Raw genomic sequence first — 19990 nt, 5'->3', positions numbered from 1 at the left:
TCGCGGTGCAGGTTGTCGCGTTCGATGTCGCTGATGATGTGGCCATCGATGTTTATCTGGTGCAGGTGGCCGGAGCCGTAATAGAGGTTGTTGATGGTGCGCCCATCCGGCAGGGTGGTGGCGATGCGGTTGCCCAGTGGGTCGTACTGGTGGCTGAGGGTACCCTGTGCAGTGGTTTCGCTTAGCAGATTACCCAGTAGATCGTAGCTGAAGGTGATGAGGTCGGGTTCAGCTTCAGCAGGCAGGCCGGCTTTTTTGTAGCCGACTTTGATAAGGTTGTCGGCTTTGTCATACTGGTAGGCGGTGTTGCCGTCGGTGGTGTATTTGCCGATGAGGCGGCCGATGGCATCGCGTTTGAAGCGGTGGATAATTTCAGCACTACTGCCGGCAGCAAAGTGCACGGCGCTGACGTTATCCAGTGCATCGTAGCTGTATCTCTGTTTACGCCCGTCCAGATCGGTCTGTTCGATCAGGCGGTCGGCTGCATCGTATTGAAACTGGTAGTGTTCGCCATTTTCGTTGATGAGGGTGTTGAGGCGGCCATAGGCGTCGTAGTTAAAGCCGAGTTTGCGTCCGGCAGCATCAATGCGGGTGTGCACCAGTCCGCGCGGGTCGCGCTGGTAGTGGGTGCTGTGGCCGGCAGGGTCGGTATAGGTCAGTAGCTGGCCGGCACTGTTGACGCGATAGTGTTCCTGTCTGCCGTCGGTTAAGGTAACGCCGGTAAGCTGGCCGGCAGCGTTGTAGTGGTATTTGCTGCTGTTGCATTGGGCGTCGGAGATGCTGCTGAGATTGCCTGATGCATCGTAATAGAGATGGGTGGCGGTACCGGAGCAGTCGACATGCTGGGTAAGCTGGCCGTTCTGGTTCCAGCGCAGGTATTTGTTGCCACCGCGGGCATCGGTGATCTGAACTATCTGGCCATGCTGGTCGTACTGGTAGTGGGTACGCTGTTTGTGGGGGTCGATAACGCTGCGCAGGTTACCGCGCTGGTCGTAGTAGTACCGCCATATGCTGCCGTCGGGGTCGACGCTGATGGTGGGTAAAGCCCAATGCGGCAGCCACTGGGTTTGGCTGGTACGGCCGAGGGGATCGGTTTCGGCGGTTTCGCGTCCCTGTTCGTCGTAGCTGTAACGCCACTTCCCACCCTGAGGGTCGACAAAGCTGACCAGTTGCTGGTTGTGGTTCCATTCAAATTCGGTAGTCTGGCCGAGGGAGTCGATGTAACGGGTGATTTGGTAGAGTTCATTCCAGTAGTGTTTGCTGCTGCGCCCAAGACTGTCGTGTACGGTGGTGAGACGTTGTTCGAAATCATACTGGAAGCGGTAGTCTTCCAGACGTTTGCCGTCGGCTTCGCTCCAGTGGCGGACGACGCGCCATGCGGTTTCTGCTGCTCCGTCGAAGTGCTGCCACTGGTAATAGCACTGCAAACCAGTAGGCAGGCGATGGTAGTTCATGCGCCGGCCGTTGTCGTAGGCAAATTCTCTGGTGGGGCGGTTTTCAGCATCGATGACTTGTTGCAAATCACCCTGCTCGGTGTAGTGGTACCGGCTCAGTAGCCGGCTGCTGCCATCGGCTAGCTGGTGTCTGATGTGGGTAACGCGCTGGGGATGGCGTTTGTCCTGATAGTGTAAAGTGATGCGGGTGGTGTTGGTTTCGTTGGCTATTTCGATGATGCGGCTGTGGGTATCGCGAGAGATCAGGTGTTTGTTGTCGTTGCGATCCTGTAGCAGGGTGAGGTAGAGACGATTAGGCTGGTTGGGATCGGGTTCAAACAGGCGGTAGGTGCCATTATCATCTTCAATTATCCAGCGATTCTGTTCGCCACGGCGGATGGTGAGGTTTTCGTCGATGGCGCGGATGCCTTCTCCGGGGAAGATAGGCTCGATTTCGAGAGGACGTCCCTGTTCTTCGATATAGACAGCAGCACAGGAACCATCCGGCTGCGGGTCAATATGCATTTCTATTTCGTAAGGGACACTCCAGCCGGCGCCAAACATGTTATGGGTGCGGGTGTCGACGCTGCTGTAGAAGCGTTGCCATTCGAATGGCAGATGGGCGGGCAGGGTGAAATCGAGTTCTTCTTGACCACTGAGTATTTTGGCACCGGTAGGCAGGTGGACGGGGTGGCCGCTGGATATTGCACTTGTCAATTTAGCAGTTAGTGTACTAATACCAGCACCAATGAGAAAATCTGTTGCTAAACAAAATATTTTGGTGCATATTTTAGTGGGACGCATTACGGACATGACCGCGGAAATCATTGAGCTAATGGGGTGTTTGCCACTTTTAATTTCGCGCACAACGATGGGTTCACCACCAATGCGCACGTTGTTGGAAACCCTGACGCCACCCTCGCAGTTGTCGGTGACTTTGGCTTCGCAGGTGCTGCGGTCGTTGCTGCGTACGGCAGGCTGGCTGTTGATATAGACTTTGCTGGAGCCTTCGGCCATATATTCGGCAGCACCTGTCATTGATCCTAATGTGGCACTAATGACGCTCATCGAGAGCTCTGTCATAGCAAGCACGGGTGTGCTTGGCATGCCGATGTCAGAGAAAGATGATGGATGCTTTTTACAAGAAATCTGATCGTCTTCTGCGGGAACTGTTGTAGCTGGGTCAGGAGAGGCGACGGTGGGTCTAACCGTTTCTTTGGCAATGTGCCATAAACCACCCAGTATATTTGCTGCCATATCGATAAAATTTTCAGGCTGCTGCGGTTGTTCGTCAGCAATTTCTTCTGCTTCTTTTATCATGCCAGCAGCTCGTGCTGCCGGCAGACTATTGATATGGGTATTAGGGGAGCCGGTTTTAATTTTGCCATCTTCGGATAGGGGAAAGATGCTACTAACTTTATCGGCTAAATCTGATATTAATTCGCTACCGCCAGAAAGACCCATAAAGACGCCTACGCCTATGCCGGCGCATGCACCTATTGCTATAGCAGCCGCACCGCCAGTAGCAATGGTTACACCGATTGTGGCGGTAATTGCAGCGGTAGCCGCAGCAGTAACTGCAGCGGTGATAGCGGCATAGCAAGCTATTTCTACGGCGGCACCTACAATGTCAGCCAGCATTGAGGTATGTAGAAGTACATCGCCCTCGCGGGCAGCCCAGTAAGCTTCTCCCATGACAAAACCCCTTTTTGCTCAGAATATCAGTTTTTGAATTCGAAATTTTGTTTGATTTGCTGCCAATGGGCTAATTCTTGTTCTCCAAGTTCGGTATTTTTCACATAGCTCATGGCAAACATAGTGCGGGTATCTGGAATAAGGCATACTAGCTGGTATTGATAAACTTTTTCTGTGCCTTTGATAAACTGATTGCGCAGTTCAAAGGCTTCTATATCCTGATTTTTCCCGAAACTAATTTTGTTTTTCTGCTCAAACTTTAATCCTTTTACGGAATTTTCCAAGCGTTTTAACTGGTCATCTAAGCTGGATTCCAAGGTTTCTTCTTCAGCAAGCTGGCTTCGACTCATAACTAGTGATGTACCCAGATCCTTAAATTTAAGGATATTCAAGGTGGAGTCTTGCAAATTAGTACTAGGTATTTCGAATTGTGTATCGTTCGTATTGTAATGCATTGCGCTTTCCTTATTTTTTAACTTTTATTGTAAAATTAAAATTTTTTAGCAACCAATTTATTAATTGCTTCCCGATTCCCGTCAGCTTCAATCTTTGCTTCTGCTTTACCTCCTTTCATATTTATATCTAGTACTCCACCTAGTGTATTTATTTGCCCAACTTCTTGCGCTGTGATATTAAATTTTTGGCAGGTAATATTGAACCGCCCGTCCGCATGGAGCTCAAGTACGGTTTGTCCGCAGGACAATCGTATTTTTTCACCAGCAGCTATAACATATTCTGTACTAACGCTGGTGGATTTCATACCTCCTATAAGTACTTCATCGTTAACTTTGACTGCTCGTGTGCAGTCATTGCTAATTAAAGTAGTACGATCATTCCCTACACTAATTATCTCATCGTGATCAATTGTTTTTGTACGATCATTCCCTACCCAATGACTTTCATCGTTGTTGACCTCAATGCGCTGATCTTTTTCGGCATGTAGCCAGAGTTCTTCCTGTCCGGGTTTATCTTCAAAGCGCAATGCATTGGCGTTGTTTGGACCTCCGCCTATACTATGGCTGAACATCCCACTCTGTGTTTTGTTGGCCGGTAATCCCCATGCTGGCATGGTATCGGCGTTGTAGACGCGACCGGTGATAATGGGCAAATCGGGATCGCCATTTTTAAAATCAACGATGACTTCCTGCCCAATCCGCGGAATTTGCATACCGCCAAAGCCTTTACCAGCCCACGGCTGGGTGACGCGAATCCAGCAGGAACTGTTTTCGTCCCACTGGCCATAGCGATCCCAGAGAAATTGTACTTTTACTCTACCGTATTTATCTGTCCAGATTTCTTCTCCTGAAGGCCCTGTAACAATGGCGCTTTGCGGACCATGTGTATGTGGTTTTTTGATGGTACGTTGCGGACGAAAAACTTCGCTGGTAGGCAATAGCTCAAAGCTGGTATTGTATGTAAAGTGCTGCCCCTGACTGCTGTGCTCACCCATGTCCTGAATCATGAAAGAAGTTTCAATAATCAGATATTCACGGTTAGCCTCTACTGTCGGGCAATTATCAAGGCTGAAAGTACAGCCTGTAACTAAGGTGCGTATGTCACCATTGCCATAAACCCGACTACCCAAGGATTTGTGAGCTTCCATACGTACTTTGGTTAGGAATTCGCCTTCGCTTTTGTCGAAGTAGTCACCCGGCCATTCATAATGTTCGTAATCAGGGTGGCCAGTTTCACGTGGTTTGGCAACGGTACTGGTCAACTTGGCTTTCGGCTTCTGGAAATCGAAATCATCCAGTACCCATTTCCCAGTACGCAGGGATTCTTTAGCTGTGATACTATGAATAAATTCTTTATCCAGCTTTAATCCTTGCTGATAAAAACTAACGGAGGCGGCACCTGGACAAGGTTTATGCGAACCGATGGCATCGACCAGTACCAGCTTGTGGCTACCGGCACTGTGTTCAAAGAAATAATAGATACCAAATTCTTGCATTAGTCGTTGCAGGAAATCGTAATCGGTTTCACCATACTGTACCTGAAAATTGCGCTTGGGATAGGTTTCGGTGAGGCGCTTTTCCATCTCAAATGGATATTCACCTAATACTTCATCGATAATTTCGACAACGCTTTTATTCTGAAATATTTTGTAGTCACTGGTACGGGTAGCCAGTTCCAGCCATGGTTCGAGGCGCAGCTCGTAGACAACACTTCGCCCCTGATGACCCACAACCCGGGCAGCCGTTACCAGCCCGCTGATATAACGTTTGTCACCGTTCTCAAGTTCAATATCAACAGAGAGGTCTTTACCAACCATTGATTTTAATGGAAGGTTGGAGCTGGGAGCATAGTAGCCAATATTGAGTTTATCGGGTGCTTTAAGCTGAATGGTATAGCTGAACAACTCGCTTAAGGCTTCCTGTCCATTTAGGCTGGCAAAGGTAAGCATACCGGCTGGTATGGCAGCGCCGCTTACGTTAACCGTACGCGTACCTCCACTACTCCGCCCAGAGATGGCATCTATAATATCCTGAGCATCAGCTGGTATATCATCAAGCAGATTCATCATGGGAGCAGCTGCGTCACCTACTGCTGCCTGTGCAGCCTTCATCAGTGGTGATGGCACACCCATATTTCCTAGTGCATCAATAGCTTGAGTAGCGGTATTTGCTACATTTTTTACCTGTTCGATTGCGGCACTGGCTTTATCAGCCAATTGCCCGGCTACCTGTTCAACACCAACCTGAACCAGCGCTTCAACATCTGGTGTCGCAGCCTGATTGCCTACAAATGTCGGCGTATGGGCAGGTGAATTTCCCGGTAGAGCCAGCTTGTCCGGTTCTGATTTAAAACTCATGGTCTTTTCCCCATCGTTATCGCGCCGCAGATACACTTGTGAGCAGTGTTGGCGCATGTTTCAGTATTAATTGTTGTTCTATCAGCGGATGGATATTCCTGTCCGGCATGATATGCAAAACCAGCAATCATATTTTTCTTTTACTCAACGAGTTAACATCTTACCTTTCTTTTACGACGTTAAATGCCACCGTTTTTGCAAGCCTGATTAATTGCGCATGGCTTTACAACATTTGTTAAAGAGGTTTTGCATGAGCCAGATATTAATTCTTAAGACAATATCCGGTTTGGAAACCATAAGACAATGATAAAAACTGTCTGTAACCAGTGTTAACTGCGAAAACCAGCAGCTAGCAACAAAATCTCTTTTTAACCTAATGAAACTATATTATATATAATTTTTACAAAAATGGATGTAGAGTTTTTTATAAGTATCGTGTTAATTGTGTCAATTCGGTTCATTCACAATAAAAATCAATCATAAGTCTTTCGTTATGAACCAGATAATGATGGAAAGCAATGACACTCCAACTGTAAAGACTTTCTCAGAATTATTTTTAAGATACTGAAAGCAAACTGCCTGCATAATAAGCAGTATCAGAACCAGAATAGCCATTCCAACTTTCACATTATTAGTACTATCTTCTTGCAAATTAATCATTGTAACTATCCCCTAAAATAGTACAGCACCAAAGTAGGAAACTCCCTCCATTAAACAGAGGATTTAAACATGAAAAAGAGATGACTGAACATCAAATCATATCCATTTTAAAAGAAGCTCAAGCCAGTATCCCTGTCAAAGAACTTTGCCGTAAATATGGCATGGGTAATTCCACTTTTTATAAATGGCAAGAAAAATACGGTGACTAAGCAGATGTTTGCCGAGCTGAGTTTAAAATCCCAACTTTAGGAGGAAATCATAAAAAAGCTCTAGTGCCTAACAAGGCACGTAAAGTTTGGGCTTTGAAGTTACAAGAAAATCATCCTGTTACTATTATAATGAGTGGCTCTATTGTTGATCTAAACTGCTGTGCTTACTGTTATCAGCCTAAGTTACAGGATGACTCGGTGATTATGTCGGTACTAGGTGCTATCACAGACAGGCAATTACGCTGCGGCTTTCCCAAATGTTTTAATCACATCAGAAAACTCAGATATAAATGGAATCATAAACGTGTTTATTGGGTGTATTGCCAATTAAAGCTTAATCTCAGAGTAAAGCGTAAACAACGCATTCCCCCACAAAGCCCAGAAAGGCAATCAGTACCCAATAAGCTAGGTGTGCTGGTCAATGGATTTTATGAGTGACAGCAGTCAAACTCAACGGCGTTTTAGAAGTTTCAATGTGATAGATGACTTTAATCGTGAGACGTTAGACGTTGATATTGCGGTCAGTTTACCGACTGGTAGGATTACCCGTTATCTGGATAAACTGGCCGAATATCATAGTTATCCACTAAAAATACGAGCGATAATAGACCGGAATTCACCGGAAAAACGTTCATTAACCGGGCAAAATCACATGGTATAACTATAGAGTACATCAACCTCGGCAGCCCATATCAGAATGGCTATATTGAACGATTTAATCGTACCTGTCGTATAAGCGGCACTGGATTTATATCTTTTTAATAATCTGGAACAAGTAAGGAAGGTAACCGAAGAATGGCTAATGATTTATAACACCAAAAGACCTCATGAAGCACTAAATAATATGACACCGATTGAGTATAAAACACTGAAACAAGCAGCATAATTTTCTATATCAGGTTTGTACTAATTATGTTTTATTTACAATATTTAACCTAAAATATAAAGCCATTGTATTACCTAGTCAATTCCCGGCAATCGCCCCTGCCCCAGATCAAGCTAGTGCAAACGAATCATGGCCCAAATGCATACTTTCAGCCACCAGCAACAGACTGTCATTAGGCAACCATATTCCTCCGCTACCTACGTAATATATGTACCAGCGTGCAGCTAATCAGTATCTGCGTAACAGAGCTGACAACCATAGGCATATTATGATGCTCAGTAATCTAGTAGCGTACAAGCCCAACTACTCAGCTACCTGTACCAGACGCAAAATATCTTTCATAGCCAACATCTCATCTTCAAATAGCCAACAAAATTAAATTAATCCTTTTACATCCAAGAATAAATATATTCGGTTCAAATACAAAAAACCGCTGCCAAACTACACAGCGGCTCCAAAAACAGCCCTAGTACAGGCTTATTCTGGCAACAACTCAATTTTACTCGGATCCCTGCCCTGCTGCTTCAGCGACACCACCGAAGTAAACAGCATATCACTGGAAGAATTCAAAACCGTCTCGGCAGAATCCTGAATTTCACTGATTACAAATCCGATTGCCACCACCTGTGCAGCTATAGTCGGATCAATACCAAACATACTGCACGCAACCGGAATCAGCAGTAACGAGCCACCCGGTACACCAGAAGCACCCAGAGCACATACCGTAGCCAAAATACTCAGCAATAAAGTCTGAATAAAACTAATATCCATACCCAAAGTATGCACAGTGGCCATCGTCATCGTAGTAATGGTAATCGCCGCACCATTCATACTCATCGTTACTCCCAGCGGGATAGACAGCGAATAAATTTCTTCCGGCAATTGCATACGCTGAGCCAAGCGGATATTTACTGGAATATTGGCTGCCGAACTACGGGTAAAGAAAGCCGTAATCCCACTATAGCGTAAGCAAGTAAATACCAGCGGATAAGGGTTTTTACGAAAATTCAGGAATACAATTAGCGGGTTAATCACGAGTGCCACAAACACCATCAACCCCAGCAATACCCCAATCAGCTCCAGATAATTTTTTAACTTGGCCAGACCATCACTGGTAAAGTGCGAAGCAACCAGACCCAACACTCCATAAGGCGCAATAGCCACCACCAGACGAACTACCCAAATAGTCGCATCCGACCAATTTTTAATAACCGACTTCGTTGCTTCACTACTCTGGCGTAAAGCAATACCCAGTGCTGTAGACCAGGCTAGAATACTTAGGAAATTACCATTTGCCAAAGCATCAACCGGATTATCCACAAACTTAAGAACAATATTCATGAGAATCTCTGCCACACCTTCCGGTGGTTTCTCTGATATCGGCGGGACATCCATCACCAGATGCAGCGGATATAAATAGCTTACAGTTGAAGCCAATATTGCTGAAATCAGAACAGTTACCGCATATAACCAAGCCACCGATTTAATACTGGAAACATTATCAAATTTATTATTAACAATAGAAGATATCACCAACACAAATACCAACATAGGTGCAGCTGCCCGCAAGGCCTGAATAAATACCCTACCCAGAAACTCCAGTTTAACTCCATATTGCGGTAAAAAGGCCGCAATAAACACGCCAATAATCATACATACCAGCATGCGTACAATCAGATTACTCTTAAACAATACCCATAAAAGCTTCTTCATTCACAATCCTTGGTTATAGCCGGAAACAAACATATTTAAAAACAGATTTTAAAAATCACTCGGCCAAACACACAAATTCACCAGTAGCAAATCATGCCCCATAAAACCCGTTTCAATTCATTTTCATAGCGCCATTAAACCTTAACAGAAACCCATTTCAGCTTATCGGCAGAATAACAAGTTTAGCATTAAACTAGCCTAAAACAACGAATAATCAATAAAACAGCTAGAAACAGTTAAAAAATATCAGTTATTTATTAACATGCATCATGCAGATCAAACAGCATATAATTCTAAAATGTTATACTGCACCATCCAGAACCGCCCAGACGAAACAAACAATGGACAAACCTTCACAAAATTACATTCTATGTATGAAATGGGGGCAAAAATACGGTGCCGAATACGTCAATCGTCTCTACAACATGGTAAAACGCCACTTGACACTCCCGTTTACCATGATTTGCTTGACCGATGACACCAAAGGCATCGATCCAGCTGTTCAGTGTCATCCACTGATACCTTTAGACTTGCCCAATGGCCTGCCAGAACGCGGCTGGAACAAACTCACCACCTTTAGTGCCAACCTGTACGGATTACAGGGTACAGCCCTGTTTCTTGACATTGACATTGTTATTATCGATAACATTGACTGTTTCTTCACCCATCCTTCCAGCCAAGACGACGAAGTATGGATTATCCGTGACTGGAAAAAACCATGGCGAAAAGTTGGCAACAGCTCGGTATATCGATTCCAGATTGGTGCATTACCAGATTTAATGGATTACTTCCGTAAGCATTTCCAACACATCCGGCAGCAATTTCGCCATGAGCAGGCATTTTTATCCTGGTATGTGCGTGAAAACCACCGACTTAGCTACTGGCCGGATAACTGGTGTTTGAGTTATAAATATAATGTATTAAAAAAAATGCCTTATGCTTTATGGAAGCCACCGGAAAAACCCAATTACGGCAAAATCATCGTTTTTCATGGCGAAGTCAACCCGCCAGATGCCATCAGAGGCGGCGGCGGAAAATGGTACCGTAAAGTCTTACCGGCTCCATGGCTAAAAAGTTATTGGCAATAAAAACACCACTACTATGAAAACAGTACAACCACACAGTAAATTCTTTATCATCGGCAATGCTAACGAACAGAACTCTATTGCACACCTGATTAATGAAGACGACATCGTAGTCCGCTTTAACAATCCTAATCCAAACTGTACACTCATGGCAGACTGGGTGTTTATAGCCAATGGCTATACTCAAATTCGTCACCTCACTATTGAGCATCAATTCTTTAAACCGAATACTCAGATTTTTTTTCGCTACAACAAAAATGATATCTGGTACAGCCGTTACCAAAAAATACCTTTACATAAAAGAATCAAATATCGCTGGCGCTTTCCCAAGTGGATAAAACGCTCACATCTGGATCAATATCAAATTAACTATTTACCCACAGCCATATATACACATTGCGCTTATTTGCTTGCACATAAACTACCCAGTACAGGCATCTTAGCAATTGACTATATATTACAATATTTTTCAAGAAATAAAATAATTATACATAATTTTACTAATGAAGGGTGGTGCGAACATCAATGGGACGGAGAAAAACGTCTGATTACACACTGGATAAACGAAAAGAAAATCGAAAGACTATAAAATTTTTATTACTTATCTCTGGTATAAAATGCTTTTGAGTTAAAACTTTTATACATTAACTTAACCGCTTTTCCATACATACGAACCTTACACAATAAAAGAATAATTTTCCATTCCGAAATAGGTTTTTCTGTATAGAATTTCGTTAACAGTTCTATATATTTTTTCCTATCTACCTGCGACATCTCCACCTTATTTATTTTGCTTATCAACCTATAATAATAAATACAGGCCTTATATAATAAATATGCTTGGCTCTTCTTATCTCCAACCACTTTATCAGCATACAACGCTTGTTGTATATACGCTTTTAAACCATAAACCTGTTGCAAGCCCAGTTTTTGCGCAATCGAATCTTTCCTGATACGATAATGTACTACCACTCGTGCCAAATAATAAAAACTCTGACATTTACTTAATAATACAGGAGTATAAGCAATATCCTCATATGCAGGAATATCATAGGAAACAATATCAATTATTAATTCACGCCGGAATATTTTATTCCAGAAATAATGTCTACCATCCAAAATTGCCGTACGATAAATTTTTTTTCCTGATGTTTGTACTAAAGTATTTTTAGGATAAAAAGACAATGTTTCATGATGTTTAAGCTGATTACTACCATCATAAAAAACATCATAATCAAATACCAATACATCCGGTTGATTTTGACTTAAACTCAAAAGAATTTCAGCTAAAACTGCACTATCAACTTTATCATCAGAATCTACAAACCATATATAGTTGGCGTTACTTGCCCGCAATAACTGTTCGCGAGCACGGGTTAAACCAATATTCTCATTCCCACGTAATATACGTATTTGAACACAAGGATAAGAGAGCAAAAACTCTTCGATGATAGCTATCGAATTATCTGGAGATGCATCATCATAAAAAATAACCTCTGTATTCAAAGGTAGTTTTGGTAGTAAATCCTGCAACAAATCCGGCAAATATGCAGCAACATTATAAACAGGAATTAAAATACTTAACTGCATTATTGTCTTTCATTATTTACAATTCAAATCTGACTTATATTCATAATCATTTTTTTGAATTGGTACCATTACACGTTCTGCACGTCTACAAACAGATAACTGTCGTAATCCCATACGCAATTGTGCAGCTACCCGGCGAACTTTAAAACGCCAGTAATCCACACAATTATTAGCTTCAATCCTTGAATAATTTAATGGCGTTATTGTAGATATAAAAGGATTTGCGAAATCTAAATCATAATTACTGCACTGATCCAACTGAATAGCTGCAGCTGGATAAACCTGCCACGAATTCAACTCATAAGAACAACACAAAAAAGCATCAGCCAATGCTGGCGCACATCGTTGTGCCTTATCCAACAGTTTTTTAGCACCTGACGGAAATAATATATAAGCCGCAGCACCACTACGATCCTGATATAAACGGCGTAATTGATACTCCCCAACCAAATGAATTGATTCTTTATCTAACCATTTTCGTCGATATCTGGTCTCCAACGTTACATAATCTATCTTATCTTCTTGATTAATAAGTTCATGTAAAATTGCAGGGACACTTCGAGACAAAAGCGCGTCATCCTCCATTATCAACCAAGGCTTATTTGAATCAGCTACATATTGCCATGCAGCTTTATGACTGAGAAAACAAGCAACTTCTGCTGAAGACATTTTCCGCTCCCAGCCATTTGCCAAGGTTTCATAATAACTATGCGCGATCTCAGTACTTCGAATAGCCTCCAGTCTTTGCATAGGAAGATTTAATTTAGCCAGCTGCTGCTGCTGAAAAGCCAAGCGATCTGGTGAATGATCAAGATTAATAACTAGAGCGGAAATCATAGCAACAGATTTTTGAGTTTGATCTAATATACATTAAATTATTATATATACTTTCTTATAGTAACCTTAAACCATATAAAGCTATTTCGGAAATAAAATAGTTTCTACTTCTGTCACACGATCAATACGGCGTTGCACACTTTTTTTTCTTAAGCTTAACCATCTAAATTTTTTTTGGCGAATCTGCTCGTCTTGAATGCTACGGCTGGCCTGTAAATGTTCAATATAGACACGATCTATATTCTGCTTCAAATTACATTCACGATCAAAAATCCAACAATATTCTACGGGTAATTCACTAACCCGATATATTGGTTCCGATAAGGTTCTATCATTAATTAAAATATCCTGTAATACTCGTTGATCCCATACGCTCGCTCTCTGCTGACACTCCTTATTCCACTCAGTCATCAATTGCATAGCTTCTGGTGTATCTTGCAAAAACAATGTACCCGACATTAAGTGCTTATCTTGAACATCATAGCAAACAGCAATATCACAATTTAAATTAACCAAGGACTCCAAAGGCGAGCGATGAAAAACTGCATCAACATCTACATATAATATAGCACCACGAATTTCTGCCCGCTCTTTTTTCAGGAACGCGGATTTAAATGATGTATTTTTTACCCAACCACCCTGATCTTCAACTACTGTAATTTTTATTGGAATATTAAGACGAGCAGCAGAAGCACATAGTCGTTTTGCTTCTTGAGTATAGAAAGTATCATTAGTATGATAAGCCACTACTGTTATGTTGGACATAGGTAATGCTTTCATTGCATCACTCACAATAGTAGGAAAAGGAATTCTTGCTTGTTTAAGATAAGAATTCCATGCACGTTTTCGATTCAATATAATCATTATAAGTTACATACTTCTTTAATTTAATCAGTGATTCTCAAATTTGACAAACCATTATTGGCGTTATAAACCTAATTAATTTAATGACGCTGATCGCCAAACTGCATTTTATGCAAAAAAGCATACCGACCATTTTTTTCAAGCAATTCCTTATGCCTGCCTTGCTCTACAATTTGACCTTGATGCATCACAACAATATTGTCCGCATTTTCAATTGTTGAAAGACGATGCGCAATAACAATAGTTGTTCGATTTTTCATTAATGTATCCAACGCGGCTTGAACCAATCTTTCCGATTCAGTGTCTAATGCACTGGTTGCTTCATCCAAAATAAGTATAGGAGCATCTTTTAATAATGCTCTGGCAATTGCAATTCGCTGACGTTGTCCGCCAGAGAGTTTCATACCCTGATCCCCAACCTGCGTTTTTAAACCTAACGGCATATTTTCAATGAATGTCCATGCATTTGCTGCTCTAGCCGCCTGAATAATATCCTCTTCTGTAGCATGTGGGGTACCATAAGCAATATTATTAGCAATTGTGTCATTAAACAAAACAACGTCCTGACTCACCAATGCCATTTGAGATCGGAGATTTTTCAGTTCAAAATCCTGAATATTTATACCACCAATACTCAATTCCCCACTTGTCACATCATAAAAACGAGGTATTAAATTTACTGTAGAAGTTTTGCCACAGCCTGATTCACCAACCAATGCAACAACTGTACCTTGCTTAACTGTTAAATTTAAATGATGAATGGCATTCTTATCAGAATTAGAATAGCATAATACAACATCATCAAAAACTATATCGCCAATAGGTGCTGACAAATATGCCTTACCCTGATTTTTCTCCTCTGATTCATCTAGAAAACGAAATACACTATCTGCAGCCATTAGGCCACCTTGTAATACAGAAGACATATTGGTAATCCGTTTAAGCGGATCAAACATCATCAGCATTGCTGACAAAAATGACATAAAATCGCCCGCAGTAAACCCTGAATGCGTTGCTCTGCGAGCAGCCACATAAAGAATTAAAGACAATGACGAAGCAATCAATAATTGAGTAACGGCACTACCAATAGATGTGTAAGATTGACGACGAACAGCCAAACTTCTTAGAGTTTTATTGGTTATATCCAAACGATTTTGCTCATATTCCTGACCACCGTATACGCGGACAACGCGAGTACCGTCTATTGATTCAGACAAGATCTGCATAACTTGACCTAAATCATTCTGACTCTTAGAGGCTAAACTTCTGATACGTTTATTAATTACACGGACACACAAAGCAATCAAAGGTATTGTTGCAAACGTAATAAGTGTCAGCTGCCAATCTAAATAAAATAGCCATGCTAAAAGCCCTAAAACAGTTACGCCATCTTTGGCCAATACCGTTATAACATCAAAACCAGCAGCAGTTATACCACGAGCATCATTGGTAATCCTAGACATCATCCGTCCCCTACTATTCTCTTGATAATAGCCGACCGGTAACATCATCATTTTTGCAAATAAATCTCTCTGAATGACTTGCACCATCCGATTTGAAATATAAGCACTAGTATATTCATTAATATAATTAGCAATTCCCCTGAATATAAATAATCCTATTATTTCCAGAGGAATCCATTTCATAAGCTCTAAATTCTTCTCTACAAACCCATTATCAATAATAGGTTTGAGCAAAGAAGCAAATAAAGGCCCTGTTACACCCACAACAACCATTGCCAACACGGAAATAAAAAAATATTTCAATAATCCGCGCATATAGGGAAACAATCGTTTATATAATTTTTGTGGTGTATATAAATCAATTAATTTTTCGTTTTTCATTCACTTAAAATCACAATCCATTTAATGTGTTATCTGCAAAACCTCAGCTAGATCATGTGCTACATCTGCCCAATTTCTTAATTTCGCATTCTGTATTTTGCTTTCCAAAAATTGACGATAATCTGAATCATATATCAATTTTTCTGCGGCATCAGCAATACTATCTACGGATAAAGGATCACAGTATTCGACTAAATCCATACCAACCTCTGGCAGAGAAGTACTATTAGCAACTACCGATGTTTTTCCATAAGCCAGAGATTCACCTACGGGTAATCCCCATCCTTCATAGGTACTAATCATTGCAGTAAATAGACAGTTTCTATAAAGTATATCTAGTTCTTCATCGCTGACTTTATTCAAGATTACCACATGACCATATAAATTTTCTGTTCCTTCTAATAAAATCCATAATTTTTCATTAAACCAACCTTTTCGACCAGCCAAAACTAAACGAGGGAGGTTTTTTTTCCCACTTTCTAGTAATTTCTTCCAAGCTAATACTAACCGCCATACATTCTTTCGAACCTCAAGCGTACCGACATGTAATACATATGCATTACTATCTGACATAGAAGACGGAATATCTGACAAATCCAGTTTTTGATACAATGTATTATATGGACTGCATTTGGTCACTAATGATGTATTATCTTGTCGGTAAGTTTTATTAAATATAATTTTTGTTAAAATACTTTGAAGAACATCAATTGATAAAAAATTACAAATTTTAACTAGATTTCGGTTTAAATTTGATAAGAATTGCGGTTTATCAGATATAAGAACGATTTTATCATTAGCAAAAGCTTTTTCTATAGATAATAAATAGCTGTTATTAATTATAGGAACTATTACAAAAAGACTTTTTTCAATCAGTACTACTAACTCGTTTTCGTTCAGATCGTCAAATAATGAAACATATCCATTTAAATTATAAGTTTTTTTTAAAAAATCTTGAATTTCAAAGTCAGAATTATTTATATCTAAACTTAAAATCAAACGCGGAATATCATATTCACCCTTATCTAACATCCTTTTCCATACCAATAACAAAGCAATTATTTCTTCATTATGTGTATTTGATGCAATACATAAAACAAAAGGTTCAGCTAACATTGATTTACAACGCATACTTGTATTAACTATGTTATCGAATTCTAAACCAGTAGGCAAAGAGTTAATTTGTTTGATTTTCCTACGTGATGGATTAAATCCTTTCAATAAACCAACTTGTACCAAAGGCATAGTTTTAATGGGGGTCGTGCAATCCTGACTTTGCAAGAATTTTCGTAAATCATTACGTGTATACTGTGAATTAGCCAGATAACAGTCAGTATACTCTATTGAATTTACTAACCAATTATAAAATATTTTTGTAGTCCCTCCATCAACATAATGAGGGCATAAAAAAGGTATAAGATCATGAACTAGAGTAAATATTTTTACTCCTTTGGATTTGATAATCTTATAGCAATCTGTATAGCTTTTTTTCCATGTAGAGTCTAAAAGTACTAATCTGTCCCCTGATTGTAAAATATCACCTAACTTCTGAACCTTACTGTCTGCTACATTAGATTGACGAAAAACTTGCCAATCTGAAATAGTCATCTCCTTGTTTTGAAATAAGCCTTGGTAACGAGCTAATGCAGCAATATCTAAACGAGTTCGATGAAAATAGTATTTTATTTTATTATTGTGATATTTCTTTAGCAAATCAATAGCTCCAATAATTTTTATTTTCTTCAGTAAATTCTTGGTTGCAATAGGCGAAGCCCAATCATTAAATTCCAAATGAGATAATTTTATGCCAAAATATTCTTGTTTATTTTCGTTAAGAAATCCCACCCACAAATCTTCATCTTTATAAATTTTGTGAAACTCGTTAATCACCATAGATACGACTCGCTGGATTCCCGAATAACAATTATTCTTATTCAAAAATATAATTGCTTCACTAATATCAAATATAATTTTACCCTTACTCATATTACTTCCCAGTCAAATACTACATATATATCACATTAATTTAAATTAGGTTATAGGCTTTTTAGCACTATTTAAAATTAACTCTGCACTTTCTTGCCAAGAAGTTTGGCAGTATTTATTTCTAATTTTTTTTTCTTTATCTAAAATATACTTTTTATTTTTAAATAAGAATTCTAATTTATCTATCCATGCCTGTACATCGGTGGGATCAAGATAATCTATGAAATCTTGACCAACCTCCATTAATGAACTTGTATTTGCAGCTAGGCAGTATTTGCCATAAGCAAGACTTTCAGCAATTGGTAAACCATATCCTTCTACAAATGATGGATATAAAGTAAATAAGCAGTGTTGATAAAAAAGTGCCAATTCATTGTCTGTAACATTATCGAAAATTAAAATTTTACCTTGAACTCGTTCATCTTTGGACAATTTTTTTAATAAATCGTCAACCATCCACCCTTTTTGTCCGACAAACAAGAGCTTCGGCAAATTTTCGATTTTTCGATTAATTAATGCTGAATATGCTTCATACAATACCCGATGATTCTTTCTAATCTCTATTGTAGAAACAAACAATAAGAACTTTTCAGGTAGAATTTTTTTTATTGATTCATTCACTTCCTGCTTACCATCAATAATCTTTATGTCACAACCCAAATGAACAACTTCTATAGGTGGAATTTTACAGTTATTTTTTTTTAAATAATTTTTTAGTTCAGACTGAGTGTAATATGAATTACAATAAAAAAAATTCGCTATCTTTGCCAACTTTTGGAAATAAGCAGTAAATTTTTCATGAGCTTCTTTTGTAACCAAACCAGAATGGGTTATTGGAATAATATCATGACAGAAAACCTTAATGTATAAAGATTTTTTTTGCTTAATATAAGCAAGTTCGTCCATATCTTTAGAATTGATATTCAAGCCAACTGATATGATTGTATCGTCTTGTGAAAATGGATAATAAAATTTATTAAAGTATCTATTCAGAACATGAATCCTTTTTTGAATACTGAGTTTGGTTTTATTCCACCGTTGCTTACAAAAATTTTTTAAACAACGTTGTTTTTTGCGTTTACTTTGCTCATGTGCATAATAATGACTGAGACCATCTCTTTGAATCGACTCAAATCTGTGTATAATATCATTAACTTCTTTGGTACCAAGTTCAATAAATCCTCGGTCTGCGCAATAAGTACAAAATTTAATTTTTTCCCCTGCATTTCGCTTTTGCAGAGCAAGTATAAATGTTTCGTATTCAGTACGTGGAATACCTGTCAATCGAGCCACATACGTAATGTTTGATAAATGAAGCCATAACATTTTAATACCTGCAAACTTATTTTTTTAGAAATCTATATAGCCAAAAACTTAAGTTATTTTTGTCTACTACTAATTGTCTACTATGTGAATAATGATTTTTATCTAATGCATGTTGCTGACTCGGATGATCAAGTGGTGAACAGTTTATCAACTCATACATTGAGTAAACAATACCAAGATTTTCCGTTACATTTACAAATCTGTGGGGGTATTTATATTTAATCGGCTCAATCGCACAAGTATAAGCATATGGACCTGTAATTCTTAGCACCGCACGTTTACCCACACCATGTAACCATGGATTATATACTTGTAAATTTCCCAATACATAATTTAAAACCTGACGTACAAATGGATGGCCTGCTGCTGATAATATAGTCCATTGAATATCTTCCTGATAATTTAAGCGAACCAGCTCTTTGGGCTGATGCACTTGATTGTACCAGTGTGATAGTATAAACACATCATCTTGTTGTAAAACCTTATCTAAAGGTTGAGTTAACGTTGTTTTGATATCTAAGTAAACTCCTCCTCTTTTATATATCAGTAAATAGCGAAATAGGTCTGCTCTAGCAGGACCTAATTCAGGCGAAATAGACAAGTATACTTCTAATATTTCTTTTCCATACTCTTGCAATATAAATTCTTCAACTGCTTTATCATCAAAAAAATGATATTTCCATTGGGGATTCAACTCACAGATATGATCAATATTTTCATACCATTCAGGCTTAAGACTCTCCCAATCCTTATAAGTCTGATAGATCACTTTTGGAATAGCTTTTCCTTGTGATACGATGGGCAGACTTAGACTGTGCAGTCCTTTATTTAAACCAATTTGATACTTTTTCAATGACATAATAAGCATGTAGTACAATGTAGCCGGGTAAAGATTATAACTTTGTTCACTTTTTAAGCTTAATAAATTTATAAAATTAAACGGTGAAAAAACTAACTTTACCTGCTATAGAATTAATCATATTTAAACGGAAGATTTGTTAATATAAATAATCTTCCGTCCAACTAAATTAATATAAAATATCTCTATAT

At 39.6% G+C, this 19990-nt stretch carries 18 protein-coding genes; 7 read left to right on the top strand and 11 right to left on the bottom strand.

Going from position 1 to position 19990, the window contains the following annotated elements; all coding sequences use genetic code 11:
* The 3 genes from BGI33_RS11100 to BGI33_RS11090 all read right to left on the bottom strand — a co-directional run.
* Positions 1-3128 (bottom strand): DUF6531 domain-containing protein (locus tag BGI33_RS11100; RefSeq protein ID WP_100091249.1); only part of this gene is annotated, 3128 nt, incomplete at its 3' end.
* Positions 3129-3154: 26 nt separating this feature from the next.
* The gene (locus tag BGI33_RS11095; protein WP_100091247.1) at positions 3155-3583 is read right to left on the bottom strand and encodes a DcrB-related protein; all 429 of its coding nucleotides are present in this window, start codon (positions 3581-3583) and stop codon (positions 3155-3157) included.
* 35 nt (positions 3584-3618) lie between these two features.
* Positions 3619-5940 (bottom strand): type VI secretion system Vgr family protein, encoded by a 2322-nt coding sequence (locus BGI33_RS11090; RefSeq protein ID WP_100091245.1) that lies wholly within the window; start codon positions 5938-5940, stop codon positions 3619-3621.
* Positions 5941-6680: 740 nt separating this feature from the next.
* On the opposite strand from BGI33_RS11090, the gene BGI33_RS11080 reads away from it, so the two are divergent.
* The 5 genes from BGI33_RS11080 to BGI33_RS14270 all read left to right on the top strand — a co-directional run bounded on the left by BGI33_RS11080 (position 6681) and on the right by BGI33_RS14270 (position 7695).
* The gene (locus BGI33_RS11080; RefSeq protein ID WP_100091242.1) at positions 6681-6809 is read left to right on the top strand and encodes a transposase; all 129 of its coding nucleotides are present in this window, start codon (positions 6681-6683) and stop codon (positions 6807-6809) included.
* A gap of 129 nt (positions 6810-6938) precedes the next feature.
* Positions 6939-7247 (top strand): hypothetical protein, encoded by a 309-nt coding sequence (locus tag BGI33_RS12970; RefSeq protein ID WP_144235427.1) that lies wholly within the window; start codon positions 6939-6941, stop codon positions 7245-7247.
* A complete protein-coding gene (locus BGI33_RS11075; RefSeq protein ID WP_143557222.1) occupies positions 7240-7470 on the top strand; it encodes a hypothetical protein in 231 nt (76 codons plus the stop codon). Before BGI33_RS12970 ends, BGI33_RS11075 begins: the two co-directional genes overlap by 8 nt.
* Positions 7443-7571 carry an integrase core domain-containing protein gene (locus tag BGI33_RS14275; RefSeq protein WP_100091264.1) on the top strand — a complete coding sequence of 43 codons (129 nt, stop codon included), beginning with the start codon at positions 7443-7445 and terminating at the stop codon, positions 7569-7571. The genes BGI33_RS11075 and BGI33_RS14275 overlap by 28 nt, the downstream gene beginning before the upstream one ends.
* Positions 7552-7695, top strand: coding sequence for an integrase core domain-containing protein (locus BGI33_RS14270; RefSeq protein ID WP_100091239.1), 144 nt, complete (start codon positions 7552-7554; stop codon positions 7693-7695). The genes BGI33_RS14275 and BGI33_RS14270 overlap by 20 nt, the downstream gene beginning before the upstream one ends.
* Before the next feature lie 477 nt (positions 7696-8172).
* Here BGI33_RS14270 and sstT read toward each other — a convergent pair whose 3' ends face one another.
* Positions 8173-9408 carry a serine/threonine transporter SstT gene (gene sstT / locus BGI33_RS11060; protein ID WP_100091238.1) on the bottom strand — a complete coding sequence of 412 codons (1236 nt, stop codon included), beginning with the start codon at positions 9406-9408 and terminating at the stop codon, positions 8173-8175.
* Between the two features lie 341 nt (positions 9409-9749).
* Here sstT and BGI33_RS11055 point away from each other — a divergent pair, with 341 nt between their 5' ends.
* Together BGI33_RS11055 and BGI33_RS11050 are read left to right on the top strand one after the other, a co-directional pair.
* Positions 9750-10496, top strand: a complete 747-nt coding sequence (locus BGI33_RS11055) for a glycosyltransferase (protein ID WP_100091262.1) — start codon at positions 9750-9752, stop codon at positions 10494-10496.
* Between the two features lie 13 nt (positions 10497-10509).
* Complete coding sequence (locus tag BGI33_RS11050) at positions 10510-11082, top strand: hypothetical protein (RefSeq protein WP_100091237.1); 573 nt, start codon at positions 10510-10512, stop codon at positions 11080-11082.
* A gap of 8 nt (positions 11083-11090) precedes the next feature.
* Here the strand turns inward: BGI33_RS11050 and BGI33_RS11045 are convergent, their stop codons facing one another.
* From BGI33_RS11045 to BGI33_RS11015, 7 genes are all read right to left on the bottom strand, one after another.
* The gene (locus BGI33_RS11045) at positions 11091-12083 is read right to left on the bottom strand and encodes a glycosyltransferase family 2 protein (RefSeq protein WP_100091236.1); all 993 of its coding nucleotides are present in this window, start codon (positions 12081-12083) and stop codon (positions 11091-11093) included.
* Positions 12084-12095: 12 nt separating this feature from the next.
* The gene (locus tag BGI33_RS11040; protein WP_100091235.1) at positions 12096-12920 is read right to left on the bottom strand and encodes a glycosyltransferase family 25 protein; all 825 of its coding nucleotides are present in this window, start codon (positions 12918-12920) and stop codon (positions 12096-12098) included.
* Positions 12921-13001: 81 nt separating this feature from the next.
* Positions 13002-13784 (bottom strand): putative nucleotide-diphospho-sugar transferase, encoded by a 783-nt coding sequence (locus tag BGI33_RS11035; RefSeq protein WP_100091234.1) that lies wholly within the window; start codon positions 13782-13784, stop codon positions 13002-13004.
* An 80-nt stretch (positions 13785-13864) separates the two neighbouring features.
* Positions 13865-15628 (bottom strand): lipid A export permease/ATP-binding protein MsbA, encoded by a 1764-nt coding sequence (gene msbA / locus BGI33_RS11030; protein WP_100091232.1) that lies wholly within the window; start codon positions 15626-15628, stop codon positions 13865-13867.
* A gap of 21 nt (positions 15629-15649) precedes the next feature.
* On the bottom strand, positions 15650-17614 hold the full coding sequence (locus tag BGI33_RS11025) for a glycosyltransferase (protein WP_100091231.1): 1965 nt from the start codon (positions 17612-17614) through the stop codon (positions 15650-15652).
* Between the two features lie 45 nt (positions 17615-17659).
* Entirely contained in the window at positions 17660-18940 is a 1281-nt protein-coding gene (locus BGI33_RS11020) for a glycosyltransferase family 4 protein (protein WP_100091230.1), read from the bottom strand.
* A 16-nt stretch (positions 18941-18956) separates the two neighbouring features.
* Entirely contained in the window at positions 18957-19808 is an 852-nt protein-coding gene (locus tag BGI33_RS11015; protein WP_100091229.1) for a glycosyltransferase family 32 protein, read from the bottom strand.
* Positions 19809-19990: the final 182 nt, after the last annotated feature.

Source organism: Snodgrassella alvi, from assembly GCF_002777425.1.
Lineage (GTDB): Bacteria > Pseudomonadota > Gammaproteobacteria > Burkholderiales > Neisseriaceae > Snodgrassella > Snodgrassella alvi_B.
The sequence above is the reverse complement of the archived record's forward strand: the minus strand, read 5'-3'. Positions and strand labels throughout refer to the sequence as shown.